The sequence below is a fragment of the Bifidobacterium choladohabitans genome (genome assembly GCF_016102005.1).
Classification (GTDB): domain Bacteria; phylum Actinomycetota; class Actinomycetes; order Actinomycetales; family Bifidobacteriaceae; genus Bombiscardovia; species Bombiscardovia choladohabitans.
On sequence record NZ_JACFPL010000001.1, the window covers coordinates 769765 to 786224 of the forward strand.

12 protein-coding genes and 1 riboswitch are annotated in these 16460 nt (G+C 62.7%); of the genes, 4 read left to right on the forward strand and 8 right to left on the reverse strand.

What is annotated here, in order from left to right:
* The first annotated feature begins 176 nt into the window (after window positions 1-176).
* Entirely contained in the window at window positions 177-1466 is a 1290-nt protein-coding gene (locus H3S97_RS03225; RefSeq protein ID WP_198177125.1) for a class I SAM-dependent methyltransferase, read from the forward strand.
* Between the two features lie 91 nt (window positions 1467-1557).
* Here H3S97_RS03225 and H3S97_RS03230 read toward each other — a convergent pair whose 3' ends face one another.
* From H3S97_RS03230 to H3S97_RS03265, 8 genes are all read right to left on the reverse strand, one after another.
* The gene (locus H3S97_RS03230; RefSeq protein WP_198219594.1) at window positions 1558-2103 is read right to left on the reverse strand and encodes an FMN-binding protein; all 546 of its coding nucleotides are present in this window, start codon (window positions 2101-2103) and stop codon (window positions 1558-1560) included.
* A gap of 1 nt (window position 2104) precedes the next feature.
* The gene (locus H3S97_RS03235) at window positions 2105-2932 is read right to left on the reverse strand and encodes an ABC transporter ATP-binding protein (protein ID WP_198219667.1); all 828 of its coding nucleotides are present in this window, start codon (window positions 2930-2932) and stop codon (window positions 2105-2107) included.
* Between the two features lie 44 nt (window positions 2933-2976).
* On the reverse strand, window positions 2977-4140 hold the full coding sequence (locus tag H3S97_RS03240; protein ID WP_198219668.1) for an ABC transporter permease: 1164 nt from the start codon (window positions 4138-4140) through the stop codon (window positions 2977-2979).
* A 16-nt stretch (window positions 4141-4156) separates the two neighbouring features.
* A complete protein-coding gene (locus H3S97_RS03245) occupies window positions 4157-5467 on the reverse strand; it encodes an ABC transporter permease (RefSeq protein WP_198219595.1) in 1311 nt (436 codons plus the stop codon).
* Between the two features lie 22 nt (window positions 5468-5489).
* Complete coding sequence (locus tag H3S97_RS03250; protein ID WP_198219596.1) at window positions 5490-6764, reverse strand: DUF2318 domain-containing protein; 1275 nt, start codon at window positions 6762-6764, stop codon at window positions 5490-5492.
* 13 nt (window positions 6765-6777) lie between these two features.
* On the reverse strand, window positions 6778-7401 hold the full coding sequence (locus H3S97_RS03255; protein WP_198219597.1) for an iron transporter: 624 nt from the start codon (window positions 7399-7401) through the stop codon (window positions 6778-6780).
* The gene (locus H3S97_RS03260; RefSeq protein ID WP_198219598.1) at window positions 7398-9212 is read right to left on the reverse strand and encodes an FTR1 family iron permease; all 1815 of its coding nucleotides are present in this window, start codon (window positions 9210-9212) and stop codon (window positions 7398-7400) included. The genes H3S97_RS03255 and H3S97_RS03260 overlap by 4 nt, the downstream gene beginning before the upstream one ends.
* A gap of 159 nt (window positions 9213-9371) precedes the next feature.
* Complete coding sequence (locus tag H3S97_RS03265; RefSeq protein WP_408610420.1) at window positions 9372-10838, reverse strand: amino acid permease; 1467 nt, start codon at window positions 10836-10838, stop codon at window positions 9372-9374.
* A 328-nt stretch (window positions 10839-11166) separates the two neighbouring features.
* Between H3S97_RS03265 and H3S97_RS03270 the strand changes: the two genes are divergently transcribed.
* The 3 genes from H3S97_RS03270 to H3S97_RS03280 all read left to right on the forward strand — a co-directional run bounded on the left by H3S97_RS03270 (window position 11167) and on the right by H3S97_RS03280 (window position 16179).
* Entirely contained in the window at window positions 11167-12630 is a 1464-nt protein-coding gene (locus tag H3S97_RS03270; protein ID WP_198219600.1) for an amino acid permease, read from the forward strand.
* 88 nt (window positions 12631-12718) lie between these two features.
* A riboswitch (Lysine riboswitch) is annotated at window positions 12719-12897 on the forward strand.
* Window positions 12898-13077: 180 nt separating this feature from the next.
* Window positions 13078-14469, forward strand: coding sequence for an amino acid permease (locus H3S97_RS03275; protein ID WP_408610421.1), 1392 nt, complete (start codon window positions 13078-13080; stop codon window positions 14467-14469).
* Window positions 14470-14673: 204 nt separating this feature from the next.
* Window positions 14674-16179: an amino acid permease gene (locus tag H3S97_RS03280; protein ID WP_198219601.1), complete on the forward strand. Its 1506-nt coding sequence runs from the start codon at window positions 14674-14676 to the stop codon at window positions 16177-16179.
* Window positions 16180-16460: the final 281 nt, after the last annotated feature.

A 16460-nucleotide genomic window follows, 5' to 3' on the forward strand; every position in this document is an offset into this window, starting at 1 on the left:
CCATGTTTAGCCTTACCAAAGAGTCTGTACCCAGGCAAGGTTTCCCATGCGGAATAATTCACCAAACATGACACCGTTAGGGACCAGTGTCAGGGGTAGGGTGAAGACAGTACTTGTATCCACTAACTACCAGACCCGCCATGTTCGGTCATGTCCGGGTCACACAAGGGGGCTTCATGGCCAAAAGCAAGATGACTGTAGCCGAGATGATCGGGCTCTTCCTCACCCCTGACGCGCCTGTGCAGGTGACCGCCTTCGATGGGTCGGTCTTCGGGCAGGACCAAGCGCCGCTGCATCTGGAAGTCAAGAATTCCCGTGCCATGTACTACATCACGGAAAATCCCAACGACCTGGGTCTGGCCCGCGCCTACCTGCAGGGCGATCTGGATTCTCCCGAGCTGCTGCCAGGCAACCCCTACCAGGTCCTCAAGGAACTGATGGGCCTCAAGCACTTCGTCAAGCACCCCAGCAAGATGGAGCTGGCCCGGGCGGCCGGAGCCGTCTTCTCGCACGGAGTGCGCGTGCCCGAGCCGCCGGCCATCGAAGGGCCCTCCCTGGCCAAGCGACTGACCGAAGGCATCCGCCCCCACACACGTCGGGGCGACGCAGCCACCGTCAGCTACCATTACGACCAGTCCAACGACTTCTACAGACTCTTCCTGGGCTCCTCCATGACCTACACCTGCGCCGTCTTCGAGAAGGCAGACGACAGTCTGGAGGACGCTCAGTGGCACAAGCTCAACATGGTCCTGGACAAGATGCACCTGAACAAGGGCGACCGTCTGCTGGACGTGGGCTGCGGCTGGGGCTCCATGGAAATCGCGGCCGCCCGCCGCGGCATCCACGTCATCGGTGTGACCCTGGCGGAGGAGCAGGTCGAGTGGGCCCAGAACTGGATCCGCCAGGAAGGCCTGCAGGATCTGGCCGAGGTCAGGCTGATGGACTACCGCGACGTGCCCGAGTCCGGCTTCGATGGAATCTGCTCCATCGGCATGATGGAGCATGTCGGCTACAAGCAGTACCCCTCCTACTTCAAGGAGATGATGGACAAGCTGCGTCCGGGCGGCATCCTGCTCAACCACCAGATCACCCGCACCAACTCCCATGACCACAAGCGGGCCGGCGGCTTCATCGACCGCTACATCTTCCCCGACGGCGAGCTGGCCAGCCCGGCCGAGATCGAACTGGCCATCCAGGACACCGGCTTCGAGGTCATCACCCAGGAGAACCTGCGTCAGCACTATGCGCTGACCCTCAAGCACTGGACCGAGAACCTCCAGGAGCATTGGGGCCAGGCCAAGCCCATGGTGGGCGAGCCCAAGGCGCGGCTCTGGGGCCTATACATGGCCGGCGCGCGGCTCAACTTCGAACTCGACAACATTCAGATACACCAGTTCCAGTGCATCAAACCTGATCCAGAGACCGGCACGGACACCTATCCGCTGCGGCCCTGGTGGGACCGGTAGCCTAAAGGCCCGAAAAGGGGCGGGGAGTCAAATCCTCGCCCCTTTTTTGTTTCCGCCACCCGTAAAGCCTGCTACTCTTACGGCCCGGTTCTCAGGACGACCTGTCCGCCGAAGCCTCCAGCCGGGCCAAATCCAGGGCCTTGTTGAAGGCGTCCGAGGTCCAGCTGGCCCCAGCCACCTTGTCCACCTTGAGGTCCTTGAGCGGGCGTCCCTGGACTACTCCGGGCACAGCCCGAGCGAAACGTTCCATGTGGCCGCGCGAGATGGGCGAATCCGAATGCCCCTGGACCTGGACCCTGGTCACCTGGCCTCCCGACAGGTCCAGGTCCACATCGATTCTGTCAGCCCCGTCATGCCCGTATTTGCCCGTCAGGGCGTAGGTACCATCGTGATAGTTGCCCGTGTCAGCCGGTGCGGTCGGCAGTCCATCACGGGAGACGGCCGCAGGCTTGCCCTCGCCCGCAGAGCCGGCTCCCGACTCTGGTGCAGAGCTGGACTCTGCGCCCGATCCGGCGAACTCGTCGTCCATGGGCTTGGCCTCCTGGCTTCCGCAGCCGCCCAGGAGGGAGCCGACCGCCACCAGGGTCGCCAGGGTTGCCGAGGCCGTGGCCAGTCCCCGGGATTTGCTTTTGGCCATTTCAGCGCCCTCCTTTTCCATCAATGGCCGATCCCGGCAGGGAGCCGCCGGTCTTGGCCGTCTTGGTGGGGTCATGGAAGCCCACCGGAATATCCTGGTCCCCTGAATCGACAGGAGCCCCGCTGAAGGCCGGACGGCCTCCGGCTGCCAGGTAGGCCCGCTTGGCCTCCTCATCATTCCACTGCTCGCCGGCCAGCACACCGTGGTTGAGCATGATCTCCCGCTGGGCGCAGGAGGCCACCAGGGCATCATGCGTGACCACAATCAGGGAGGTTCCCTGGTCATGCAATTGCCGGAAGAGATCCAGCACGATCCGCTCGTTGGCCTCATCCAGGTTGCCAGTGGGCTCGTCAGCCAGAATCAGCTTGGGCTCGTTGATCAGCGCCCGGGCCACGCAGACCCGCTGCTGCTCGCCGCCCGAAAGCTGACTGGGCAGATGGCGGGCCCGATCCGCCAGACCCACACGGTCCAGGGCCTTCATGGCCTGGTCCTCGTCCACCACCGAGTGGTAGTACTGGGCAACCATGACATTCTCCAGGGCGGTCAGATGCGGGACCAGATAGAACTTCTGGAAAACCAGACCGATTACGTTCTTACGCACATCGGCCAGCTGGGACTGGCTCAGATCCTCCAGCGGCCGCCCCTGCAGTCGGACCGAGCCCCGGCTGGGGGTGTCCATGCAACCCAGAATGTTCATCAGCGTGGTCTTGCCTGAGCCGGAGGACCCCACCACGGCCAGCCACTGGCCCTGCGGGACGCTCAGATTCAGGTCGTCCAGGGCGTGCAGATCGCCGTAAATCTTGGAAACATGGTCCAGGTCCAGCAGCATGCCGCCGCCCGACTGGAACTCGCTCGCCTTTGCCTGCGTCATTGTCATTCCTCCCTCAAAACCAGGGCCGGGTCGATACGCGAAGCCCGGAGGACCGGCCGAATGGATGCGATCATGGATATGGCCACGCTCAACAGGACCGTGCCCAGGGCCAGCCACCAGTTGAAGCCCAGCGGCCGCTGGAAGACGGATAGGCAGAGCAGCCGGGCGAAGCCATAACCCAGGGCGGTGCCGATCAGACCTCCAGCCAATCCGTAGCAGGCCGACTCCGCCAGAAACTCCATGGCTATCCCCCGCGAGGAGGCACCCAGAGCCTTGCGCAGGCCGATCTCGCTGCGCCGTTGGGAGACGATGGAGGCCATGGTGGTCCCCACGCCCACAAAGGTCAGGACCAGTACCACCACCGAAACCAGCCAGAAGAGCGACTGGAGCATGGCGATGGTATGGCTGTCGCCCGCCGTAATCCTCGTGACCGGCCGGGCCTTGACCCCCATGGAGGTCATGTCGTTGATGCTGGCAGCGATGGTCTTCAGCCCCGAGGTCATGGTGTTGACCGAGTATTCGATGACATCGGTGCCCCGCTTGGCCCCGGTCAGGAGCTCCAGATCGGCCAGGTCGGCGTAGATTATCCGATCCTCGGGACCTCCGGTATCGACGATGCCTCCCACACGAAAGTCTCGCCCCTGGCCTCCGCCTTTGCCTGTGCCGGTGACCTGGCTGGCCGGGTAGCCGATGGTCATCCGCTTGCCGGTGGTCAGCCCCAGCGAATCCGCCAGATCCCGCCCCACCATGACCGAACCCGGCCGGGGCCAGGAACCCTCCACACTCCAGTGACGATTGAGCTGACGCACCTGGTCGGGGTGGATGCCGGCCATTACGCGGGCGCCGGCATTGACCTGCACCGTCTCATATCGATAGGTGGCGTACCGCGCCGGGGCCTTGGCGGTCACCATGTGGGTGGTATGGTCCACCATGCCCTGTTCGATGCCGGCGGACCGGTTGTCCCCCTGGATGGGCGAAACGACCAGGTTGGCCCCGTAGGAACGCATCTCCTGGTTGATCTGCCTGGGAGCCTCGATGCAGACCGCCGCCAGGCAGAAGAGGGTGGCGGCACCCACCAGGGAGGCCACCACGGCCATCAGGGCCCGGCCCCGACGACGGAAGACGGCCCCGAAGAGCATGGTCAGGAACATGCGGGTGTTGGTCATATGGCTCTTATGGCGATCAGCGGCCATGAAGCACCTCCGCCGGCCGAAGCCGCAGAATCGATCTGATGGACGAGATGGACGCCAGCAGCACAGTCAGGGCCAGCAGCACGAAGACCAGCACGAAGACCATGGGGCGCATGGTGATGCCCGATCCGAAGACCACCCTGCCCACAATCTGAGCCACCCCGGAGCCCAGCAAGGCACCGACCAGAGCCCCGGCCAGGGCGATCAGGGCCGTCTCGGCCAGCACCAATCGGGATACAGCCCCGTCGGTGGCGCCCAAGGCCTTGAGCAGGGCGAACTCCGAGGACCGCTCGGATATGGAGGACGCCATCAAATTAGCCACGGCGATGGCTGCAGCCAGCAGGCTGAGCACGGTCATCAGGATCATGACCGCCTGGGTCTTTTGCAGAACATCGCCCTGCAGGGCTGCCACCTGTCTGACCTGCTTGGCCATGGACCCGGGGATGGCCTCCTCGATCTGGTAAGCGATGGATGAGGGGTAGGCCGTGCAGTACCAGGTCTCCCACTCGTCCTGGGAGAGGGCAGCTGGGTTTCGTGCGGCCTTGCGGGCCAGGTCGTTCTCGGGCGTGGTCAGAGCCTTGACCTCCACCTGGTCGATCTGATTGGTCAGGCCGGACATCTCCTGCAACGGCCTGGTAGGCAGGTAGAGGGAGGAGGCGTCAGAATCACCGGAGTCGAAGATGCCCACAATGGTGACGGTCCGCTGTTGATCACCCAGACCGACCTTGACCTGGTCACCAACCTGACGGCCGCCCAGTCGTGCAGCCAGCTCTTTGCCCATCATGGCCTCGGTTCGGCCACCGGATCCAGCCTTGTCCCTGGGCCAGCGTCCTTGAACCTTCCACCAGGGCCTAAGACCTTTGAGACCTGCAGTACTGCTCTCGCCGCTGTCTACCTTGACGGTCCGGCCGAACCAGGTACCTACCAGGGGGGCACCGACCTGGTCCACAGTGCCACGAAGATCCAGGCGGGGAGCGAAGTCGGTGATGTTGTAGGCCCAGAAGATGGTCTTGATCCTGGGCACCTGGGACTCCTTGAGGAAGGCGGTTGGCGTTGACTCATCGCCTGAGGGGCTGCCCTCCTGGTCGCCGTAGAGGTCGGAGACCACGGCATCAGCCTTGGCTTGGACCGTGATGTTGGACCCGTAGGTGGACAGTTCCGCGTTGAGCTTGTCGCCGACGTCAAAGACCACCCCCAGCATGGCCGTAGCCACGCAGGCCGACAGGCAGACTGTGACGGCGATGAGCATTCTTCGCCCGAACTGGCGGCTGAATGACCGCAGCATCATTCGCATGAAGAACATACCAACCGCTCCTTCCCTTTTTTCAGCTCTTGAAGTGTGAAGACAGAGCATCCAGGTCGGCGGTGCTGATCAGTATGGCGCCCCGGCCGGTCTTATAGGGCAGAGGGACGGGATTGCAGCCGCCCTTGAACCCGATGGTGGCCAGGTTGATGGCTACGTCGCACTTCTTGCAGATGATCTTGCCGTCTTTTTCGTAATAGCCTGCATCCCCGCAGTTATCGCAGGCATCCAGCCCGACTCCGTAGGCTGCGCCATTCTTGCGGATGATGATAAAGCGCATCTCGGTGCCGTCCTTGGCCCGGTAGCTGAATCGATGCAGGTGGCCATCCTCCACCTGGGAGAAGCGGATGGTGGCCGTATCGGCAGTCAGGGAATACCGCTCCGGAGGTGAGAGCACGGGAACCTTGTGGGCCTGGGCCGTGCCCACCGTCAGGACCAGGGTGACGCCGATCATGGCCACCAGGCTCCAGACCGCCGATGCCAGGGCCCTTCGGCGGAAGGCCCGGTGGCTACGGTCTTCCGCTGTGGAGGCTCCGGTCACCGGCATGCGCCAGCCTGCAACCAGACAGGCCAGGACTGGAATGATGAAGACCAGCACCTGGGCAAGAACCAAGGTCAGGTCGGCGTTGTAACCCAGGGCCATGACCCGGAAGGCCCAGCCGTGCAGAAGAACCAGGCCGGTGGTCTGCATCAGGGCCACCAGGGCCACGATGTGCCGGACCAGCAGCAGGACCACCATGAGCAGGGCGGCCAGGCGGAAGGCTATCCGGGGGCAGGAGGTATGCATGGTCCTCAGAATGGCGGCCACCGTCACAGCGGCGGCAAGGCCGAGCAGGAAGCCCAGGGCCCGCAGGAGCATGGCCGAGGTCAGCACAGGCTCCCCCGGCTCCACAAAGGCCGTAAGCTGCAGGATGACATCAGGCAGGGCACGGAAGGTGGTCAGGGCTATGGCCAGGGCCGCCAGGGCGTTGGCCAGATCCATGACCCAGGGGTGCCGATGCCAGTCCGAGACCAGCCGGTCGGCGGCCAGCACCACCGCAATGGCCGCCAGATCGGTCAGAACGCAGGCTACCAGGGTCGGGTAGTTGACCATGGTCCGGCGGTTGATGATCACGGTGGCGCGCAGGAGGGCGAAGACCAGCGCCCCCAGCACGCCGACCCCCAGGCCAATCAGTCGCCATGAGGAGGAACGAGGCCGATCGCGGCCCTCGCCAATCCCCAGAAGCACGCTGAAAACCATGACCAGGAGGGCCGGGGCCAGCGTCCCCGGCAAGACCGTGACAAATTGCTCAAGCATGGTGCATAGCAGCTTACCACTGGTGGGGCGTGTAGTCCCAGTCCCAGCTGACCACGATGGGCTCGGTCCAGAAGTGTCCCTTCACGCCGGTCTCCGGGTCGACGTGCAGCATCCAACCCTTCTTCTCCGGGGAGTCGATGGAATAGGTCAGCTTGTAGGATCCGGCCTTCTCCATTTTGATGTTGGCTCCGTAATGCGGACCATCCGAGGCGTTCATCTGCATGAAGGTGCCGGACTGCTTGTCATTGGGGTCATCCTTGTTCTGGATGGTGTAGTTGACGGTCAGATCCGGAACGAACTCACCCTTGGCATAGCCCAGGTTGTTGTTGGGCAGGGCGTGGATATCGGCCTCCAGGTGCAGGCTGGCATCCGCCGCCTTCAACCCCATGGATGCAGGCTCCATGTCGATGGGCTGGAAGAAGACCGTGCCGATGCTCAGGGGGCCCTTCTGCTGGTCGTCGGGCGGGATGGGAATCTCCTCGAACCCGGCTCCCTTGCCCGCCGAGGACTGGGAGGCGCCGGAAGCCTCAGGCGCGGGGGCCTCACGGGTACCCGATCCGCCGGAGCCGCACCCCGCCAGGGCCAGGGTGCCTGAGAGCACCAGCGCGACCAGGGCGGTCAATTGTCTCTTCTTCATGATTGTCCTTCGCTCTTTGGTGTTTGCATGGATGCCGTGACCTCAGAGGGCACAGCCCCTTCGGCGGCCTTCTCGGTTTCCGTCCGATGGACGGTTGCCGACGGCGACCCGCCGGAGTCCTGATTCGACCGCGACCGCTCCTGCTTGTGCAGGCGGTGGGTCGACACAATCGCCAGCACGACCACGACCAGGGCCGCCAGGATCTGGGCGCCGATGGTCTGCGTGTAGGGATACAGCCCGATCCAGTCGCTGGTGGGCACACCGGGCAGGTAGGTGGCCGGCACCAGGTCGCCCTCGATCAGGGCATGGACGCCGCCCCCGGCGAAGATGACCACCATGACCGCCATGAGCAGGCTGGTGATGATGAAGAAGGGCCGGATGGGAATCTTGACCGAGGTGAAGCGGATGAGCACGAAAACGATGACCAGGACCACGGCGGCAGCCGCAAAACCGGTCCAGATCTCCCGTCTGCCACCAGGGGCCATGGCGAAGATGGCCTGGTAGAACATGACCGTCTCAGCCCCCTCCCTGAAGACCGCCAGGAAGGAGAGCAGAGCCAGGGAGATCACGCTGCCCTTCGAGATGGCCGCCACCGTCCGGCTTTGAATGTAGTGGTTCCAGGATTCCACAGAGGACTTGGACAACATCCAGTTGCTGGTGTAGAGCAGCATGAGCATGGCTACCAGGGCCACCACGCCCTCCAGGATCTCCTGCTGGGGACCGTTCCCGTTGAAGAGCAGGGTGAAGAGCAGGGCCACCAGCCCGCTGGCCACCAGACCTGCCGCAATGCCCCAGTAGATGTGCCGAACCTTGTCTTTATGGCCGGCCTTGACCAGGTAGGCGATGATGGCCGCCACCACCAGGATGGCCTCCAGTCCCTCCCTCAGCAGGACCACAAAGGCCTGGCCGAAGGCTGAGGTCAGGAAGGTCGTCCACCCGTTGACCTGGTCCGCGGCGCCCCCATCCAGAATGGCTGCGTCCTCGACCAGCATGCTCTTCAGGTCGTTCACCAGGGTCTTGGCCGGCTTGCCTGCCACCATGGCCATCCGGGTCTCCTTGAACTGGTATTCGACCTGGGAGACCCTGTTGCCGCTGATGGCGTTCATGACGTTCTTCTCGAAGCCCAGCTTTTCGTAATACTGGTAATAGGCCTTGTTGACCAGATCGGATCCCGCCTGGCCCTGCCCCTTGGATGCCTGGGCGAGCGCCTGATCCAGAATGGGCGTCATCTCGTGGGCCACCTGGGTCCAGGTCCGGTCGCCCTTGCCGTTGTTCCGATGCTTCTTGGCCGCGTCCAGCCTTCGACGGTCCGCCTTGATCTGCTCCCGCTGATCCTTGGCATACGCACGGGGATTGGCCAGCCCCTGGGTGGCATCCAGCTGGGTGGCCGCAGCGGACAGATCGGCCTTGAGCTTTTCGCTGCCCTGGGTCAGGGCCTGCCCGGCATCCGGGGCATAGGCCTGGCTCTGCAGGGCCTGGAACTGCCCGTCCAGGGCGTTGCGCCTGTCCTGCCCCAGGGTCGACCCCACCACCGAAACGAATCCGGAGCCCACGTAACCCACGTTGTAGGCCCCCATGAATTCCGAGGCCGCCCCGGCGCGATCCCCGCGGGCATAATCCTCACACCCTCGATCCAGCTGACGGGATACGGAACCAGCCACCTGGGTCCAGCTGTCATAATCCGTGGCTCCGCTCGCCGCCATGGCCGACTGCGGGGTCTGCAGGACCAGGAATATCAGGGTCAGCAGCAGGCATGAGAGCAGGGAGCCAGCGGTCCTGGCCACTCGTGTCCTGCCGACCTGTGCAACCATGGGTGATGATCTCCTTCGTCAGTCCCTCGTAATCGAACCTGCGAGAAACGAAGGCCGATTTGACAATTACTGAAAATCAATCTAGCTCAGGCACAAGTGGAAAAACAGACTTGTTTATACCGTTTTGAAGCCATATAATGCGCCCGCGCCCGCAGATGGTCAGTCGACCGCCAACGGCTCACCCTTATGCTTCCACAGGCAGATGCCGCCGAATACCAGCAGCCAGACCAATCCCAGTATGGCTGGATACCGGGTGTCGGAAGCCAGGAAGAGCGAGAGATAAATCAGGACGAAGAAGGCGATGGCAACGGTTCCGGTCACCCGGTAGGCCGGCATGATGAACCCATCGGGCATGAAATCCTTGCTGGTCCGGTAGCGACGGTGGGCGAGCAGGGTCAGGATGTAGATGAAGATGATGACCGCGCTGGAGCAGGAGGTGAACAGGACGAAGGTGTCTTCGAAGCCTGGCAGCAGATGTAACACCGGGGATAAGAGGATCAGCACTCCGGACAGGACGATGGCCCGGGCGGGCACCTTGCCGCGGCGTGAGATTGTATGCAGGCTGCGCATCACAGGAGAGCGGCCGGCGGCGGCCAGCTGGAAGAGGTTGCGGCCGGCGGAGTAGAGCAGGGAGTTCAGGGAGGAGCTGGCTGCCGTGATGACCACGAAGAAGACCAGAGCGGCCGCCCAGTCGACACCGGCGTAACGGAAGACCATGACGAATGGCGAGGTGAAGCTGCCGTCGGCGTTGGGGCGGAAGGAGCGCCAGGGCACGATCAGCATGATGGCGACCAGGGCTCCCACATAGAAGATCAGCACCCTCAGGATGATCTGGTTGATGGCCTTGGGCAGGACCTTGCGGGGATTCTGGGTCTCGGAGACGGTCACCCCCACGAATTCGATCATCTCGTAGGCGAAGAAGACCATCTGGAAGCTCATGAAGAAGGCCATCCACCCGTTGGGCGCCAGGCTCAGGCCGGTGGTGATGTTGTCCAGACCTGCGTGGCCGGCCGGGCTGATCCGATCCTGTCCCGGCATGTGGACGGCCGGATAGTGGAAGCCCGTGATGACCATGACCACAGCCGTGACGATCATGGCCAGAATCAGGGTGATCTTGATCATGGAGAACCAGAACTCGGTCTCCCCGAAGACCCTCACGGCAATCAGGTTGATGCACACCATGGCCGTCAGGAAGCAGAGCTCGATCAGACCCCGCCAGGCGCTCAGATCGATGCCGAAGGTGCCGAAGAAGGTGACGAAGTAGGTGCCCACGGCGGTCAGCTCGGACATGCCGATCAGAATGAGCACGATCCAGTAGGACCAACCGGCGAAGGACCCCCACCCCTGGCCCAGGTAGTGGCTGATGAAAGCGATGAAGGTGTGCTGGACGGGGCTGCGATACATGAGCTCGCCAATGGCCCGCATGAGCAGGTACATGATCACGCCGACGCCGATGTAGACCAGGATTATGGAGGGCCCGGTCAGGGCAATGGACTTGCCCGACCCCAGGAAAAGCCCGGTGCCGATGGTGCCGCCGATGGCGATGAACTGTACATGACGATTGCTCAGACCGCGTTCCATGCCGTCGCCTGCCGAGGTGCCGTCACCTTGATTCTGCTGCGCCAAAGGGCCATTGCCCATACGGTTCATGCGACTGCACCTCCTTGTCTTCACAACCCATTAATCATCGCCGCCCAGGAAGGGATGCCCATCGAGGCCGGTAGGTCAGCAATACCACAGAGGTGTCGATAACCGGGAACGGACGGCAGGCACCGACGCCCATGGTAGGGCCCGGCGGTCATCATTCGGTGAATTGATCGTCTCACATTTCGGACGCCTTTATTCCACAATGTAAAGGCATGGTCATCCGGCTCGGGTCGGCTCCTATAGTGTTGGCCCTGTCAGCCGGCAACATTCAGCTGGCCACTACCACCACCTAAGGAATGACATCCCCATGGATCAACCCAAGGAGTCGCAGGGCAAGAACCTGCGCAAGACCCTGAAGAACAGGCATATCCAGCTCATCTCGCTGGGCGGCGCCATCGGAACGGGACTCTTCTACGGGTCCGGGGAATCCATCTCATTGGCTGGGCCGGCCATCATCATCGCCTATCTGATAGGCGGTCTGGCCATCTTCATGATCGTCAGGGCCATGAGCGAAATGAGCGTGGAAGACCCCAAGTCCGGCGCTTTCAGCTACTACGCCACCCGCTACTGGTCCAAGCGGGCAGGGTTCGTTTCGGGGTGGAACTACTGGATGAACTACGTGCTGGTATCCATGGTCGAACTGTCCGTGGTGGGCACCTTCGTCAACTTCTGGTTCCCGGCAATCCCCGCCTGGGTCTCCGCGGCCTTCTTCCTGGTGGTCATCACGGCGGCCAATCTGATGGGAGTCAGCAAGTTCGGCGAGTTCGAGTTCTGGTTCGCCATCATCAAAATCGCAGCCATCGTCGCCATGATCATCGGCGGACTGGCCGTCGTGGTCATGGCCCTGCCCACGGCCAACGGACTGCGGGCCTCCTTCGCCAATTGGTTCACCGTGGGCGGCGGGTTCCTGCCCAACGGACTCATGCGTCACGGGGCCAATGGCCAGTGGACCGGTCTGCTCATGTCGCTGGCGGTGGTCATGTTCAGCTTCGGCGGCACGGAACTCATCGGCATCACCGCCGGGGAGGCCTCCGATCCCCGTCGGACCATCCCCAAGGCCACCAACGCCATCATCTGGAGGATCCTGGTCTTCTACATCCTGACACTTGGGGTGATCATGGCCGTGGTTCCCTGGAATGCCATCGGCAAGCCCAATGCGCAAGGCATGGTCGTTAGCCCCTTCGTCCAGATCTTCGACTCGGTTGGAGTCCACGCGGCCGCAGGCATCCTCAACTTCGTCTGCCTGACTGCGGTCATGAGCGTCTACAATTCGGCCCTCTACTCCAACTCCCGCATGCTCTTCTCCCTGGCCCGGCAGGGCAATGCCCCCAAGTATCTGGGAAGGCTTTCCAAGGGAGGGGTGCCCTACGCAGGAGTGCTGACCTCGGCCTGCATCATCGCCCTGGCCGTGGTCGTGGTCTTCCTCTGGCCCCAGTTCGCCTTCAACTACCTGATGAGCATCGCCACGATCTCGGCCATCATCAACTGGTCCATGATCATGGTGACCGAGATGCTCTTCCGGCGAGCCGTTGCCCGCGGTAAAGGCCCCGGCGACCTGGCGGACAAGACCGGCGAAAGCGCTCTGAACGCCCTGCACTTCAAGCTGCCCTTTGCCCGGGTGACCCCCTGGGCGGTCCTGGCATTCCTGGCCATGATCGTCGTGCTCATGTGCTTCTCGTCCAGCTATCGGGTGGCCGTCATCGCCGGGCCCATCTGGTTGATCGTCCTCCTGGTGGCCTACCAGCTGACCCAGCGGCGAGCGCGGCAGTGATATAAGGGGAACCCGCCAACCGCCATCGAAGGCAGGGAAGCCGCGTTGCCTTGTCTGAGAATCCCTCTATGCTGGCCCATAATTGCAAAACCACTGATGAGGTCGCCGAACCTATCAGTAACCGGGAGCAGACAGTGCGGTGTCGTCCATTCCCGGCGAAAGGAGGTCCGGCCGAAACGGCGCGGATCCGCCCATCCGTCCCGTTGGGCCCGGGTCGAACAGGTCCGGGACTGTCGCAACCCGATGTTGCGGAGCGCTATGTGCAGTGTCACGGACAGGCAATACGTCTGGATTCCGCCTGAGCGGAACCGGCCGGAACCGTTGTCATAGGGCTCTCAGGTCAGTTCGAGGAGAAGAGCAGTCATGGCGACCAGGCAGGGCGGAAAGGCCAGTCCCTCCGCATCCACCGACCGGGTTCAACGCAACCTCAAGACCCGCCACGTCACCATGATTGCCCTGGGTGGCTGCATCGGCACCGGACTGTTCATGACCTCCGGCTCCACCATCGCCAAGGCCGGACCGGGAGGCGCGCTGGTGGCCTACGCGGCCATGGGCCTCATGGTCTACTTCCTGATGACCAGCCTGGGCGAGCTGGCCACCCACCTACCCACCTCCGGCTCCTTTGCCGCCTACAACGCCCGCTATGTGGATCCGGCCCTGGGATTTGCCATGGGTTGGAACTACTGGCTGAACTGGGCCATCACCGTGGCTGTGGACATCTCCACCGCAGCCCTGCTGATCCAGTACTGGCTGCCCCACACCCCAGGCTGGGTCTGGAGCCTCCTGGTCCTGGTGGTCATCTTCCTGATCAACGCCCTGACCGTGTCCACCTTTGGCGAGACCGAGTTCTGGCTCTCCCTGATCAAGGTGGTGACGGTGATCGTCTTCCTGGTCATCGGTCTGGCCATGATCTGCGGAATCATGTTCCGTCCGGCCGTGGGCCTGGGCAACTTCACCTACAAGGACGCTCCCTTCGTGGGCGGATTCCCCGCCATTCTCAACGTCTTTCTGATTGCAGGCTTCTCCTTCCAGGGCACCGAGCTGATCGGGGTCACGGCAGGCGAGTCCGAAAACCCCGGCAAGGCGGTCCCCAAGGCCATCAACGACGTCTTCTGGCGAATCCTGCTCTTCTATATTCTGTCCATCTTCGTCATCGCCGCGCTGATCCCCTACACCAGCCCCAACCTGCTCAGCTCCGCCCAGGGGGACATCGCCATGTCGCCCTTCACCCTGGTCTTCCAGCGGGCGGGCCTGGCCTCGGCGGCCAGCGTCATGAACGCCATCATCCTGACCTCGGTCCTCTCATCCGCCAACTCAGGGGTCTACGCCTCAACCCGAATGCTCTACGCCCTTGCCAAGGACCATTACGCCCCGGCCTTCTTCGGACACACCACCCGTCACGGCATCCCCATGGCCTCGCTGGTCGCCACTCTGGTGGTCTCCCTGGCCACCTTCGCCGCCAGCATCTTCGGCCAGCGCATCTACATGTGGCTGGTGGCCGCCTCAGGACTGACCGGATTCATCGTCTGGATCGGCATCGCCCTGAGCCACTATCGCTTCCGCCGCGCCTGGGTGGTCCAGGGCCACCGGGTTGAGGAGCTGCGCTACCATGCCAAGCTCTTCCCCCTGGGGCCCATCCTGGCTCTGGTCCTATGCGTCATCGTCATCGGCGGGCAGAACTTCGAGGCCTTCGTCAACTGGAACTGGCAGGAGATCGGCGTCACCTACATCAGCGTGCCCCTGGTACTTGCGCTCTATCTGGGCTACAAGATCCACTACCATACCCGGATCGTGCCCTTGGAGGCCATGGATTTGAGCGGGGACCCGGAATCGCCATGAAAGATTTGCCAGCTAACATGACACATTGTGACCACGGGAGCCGAAAGGCCATATCAATGGCATAGACTCCCTAAGCGTTCGAGGACCGGCTCAAGGACCCGGCCATATGAATCTATTCCGGCATCCAGCCGGCATATCAGGAATCGCAATATCAGTACGACCCCGGATTCCCCGGTGCGTCGCCCAGCCAAAAGGAGGAGGATCATGACGCAGAACACCAGCTATACAGCGTCGAACACCAATCAATCCGACCGGGCCGGGCAAGAGCATCATGGCTACGGCAGCGTCAAGCGCAACCTCAAGACCCGCCACATTTCCATGATCGCCCTGGGCGGCTGCATCGGCACCGGACTGTTCATGACCTCCGGTTCCACCATCTCCACAGCCGGCCCCGGCGGAGGACTCCTGGCCTACATCGCCATGGGCGTCATGGTCTACTTTCTGATGACCAGTCTGGGCGAGCTGGCCACCCACCTTCCGGTGTCGGGATCCTTCGCCGCCTACAGCGCCCGCTACGTGGATCCGGCCCTGGGCTTCGCCATGGGCTGGGACTACTGGCTGAACTGGACCATCTCGGGTGCCGTGGACATCTCCACCGCCGCACTGCTGATCCAGTACTGGCTGCCCCATACCCCAGGATGGATCTGGAGCCTGCTGGTCCTGGTCATCGTCTTCCTGATCAACGCCCTGACGGTCTCCGCATTCGGCGAGACGGAATTCTGGCTCTCCCTGATTAAGGTGGCCACCATCATCGTCTTCCTGGTCATCGGTATGGCCATGATCTGCGGAATCATGTTCCAGCCGGCGGTCGGCCTGAAGAACTTCACCTACAAGGACGCCCCCTTCGTGGGAGGTTTCCCGGCCATCATGAGCGTCTTTCTGATCGCCGGCTACTCCTTCCAAGGCACCGAGGTGGTGGGCGTGACCGCCGGCGAGTCCGAAAACCCCGGCAAGGCGGTCCCCAAGGCCATCAACGACGTCTTCTGGCGGATCCTGCTCTTCTATGTGCTCTCCATCTTCGTCATCGCCGCCCTGATCCCCTACACCAGCCCCAACCTCCTGGGAGCTTCTGACGGGAACATCGCCATGTCGCCCTTCACCCTGGTATTCCAGCGGGCCGGCCTGGCCTCGGCAGCCAGCGTCATGAATGCGGTGGTGCTGACATCCATCCTCTCGGCCGTCAACACCGGGGCCTACGCCTCCAGCCGCATGCTCTACGGATTGGCCAAGGACCACTATGCCCCGGCCATCTTCGCCAGGACCACCAAGAGGGGCATCCCCCTGGCGGCCCTGGTGGCCACGGTCTGCATGTCCCTGGCCACTTTCGCCTCCAGCATCTTCGGCCAATCCTTCTACATGTGGCTGGTGACCGCCACCGGGCTGACCGGGTTCATCGCCTGGATCGGCATCGCCCTGAGCCACTTCCGCTTCCGGAGGGCCTTCAAGCTCCAGGGACACGACCTGAGCGAGCTCAAGTACCACTCCAAGCTCTACCCGTTCGGCCCGGTCCTGGCCATGGTGCTCTGCGTCATCGTCATTGCCGGACAGGACATCCCCTCCCTGCTCAGCCTGAACTGGTCGCACATGGCCATGACCTACTTCAGCGTGGTTCTGGTCCTGGTCCTCTACCTGGGCTTCAAGTTCGTCAACCACACCAAGATCGTGCGCCTCAAGGATATGGACGTGTCCGGCGCCGAATCCGCCCGCTGAAGCTGTAGGTTCAGCGGACACCCTTGCAGAAAGGCCAGTCCTCTATAACAAACGGTGCCCCCATCCAGGTGGAATTGACCATCTGGATGGGGGCACCACTAAATATCCTCCGGCACTTGAAAATTTCACACATCCACGTAATCGATCCGTTCGGTGAAACAATCTGATCGCATGATTGAAACATGGATGTCAGGTCACGATAACAAAATGGCCGTTCCCTCATCGGCATTGCATCCGGATGAGGGAACGGCCATTTGCTGAATGGTCAGTCTGACTATGCA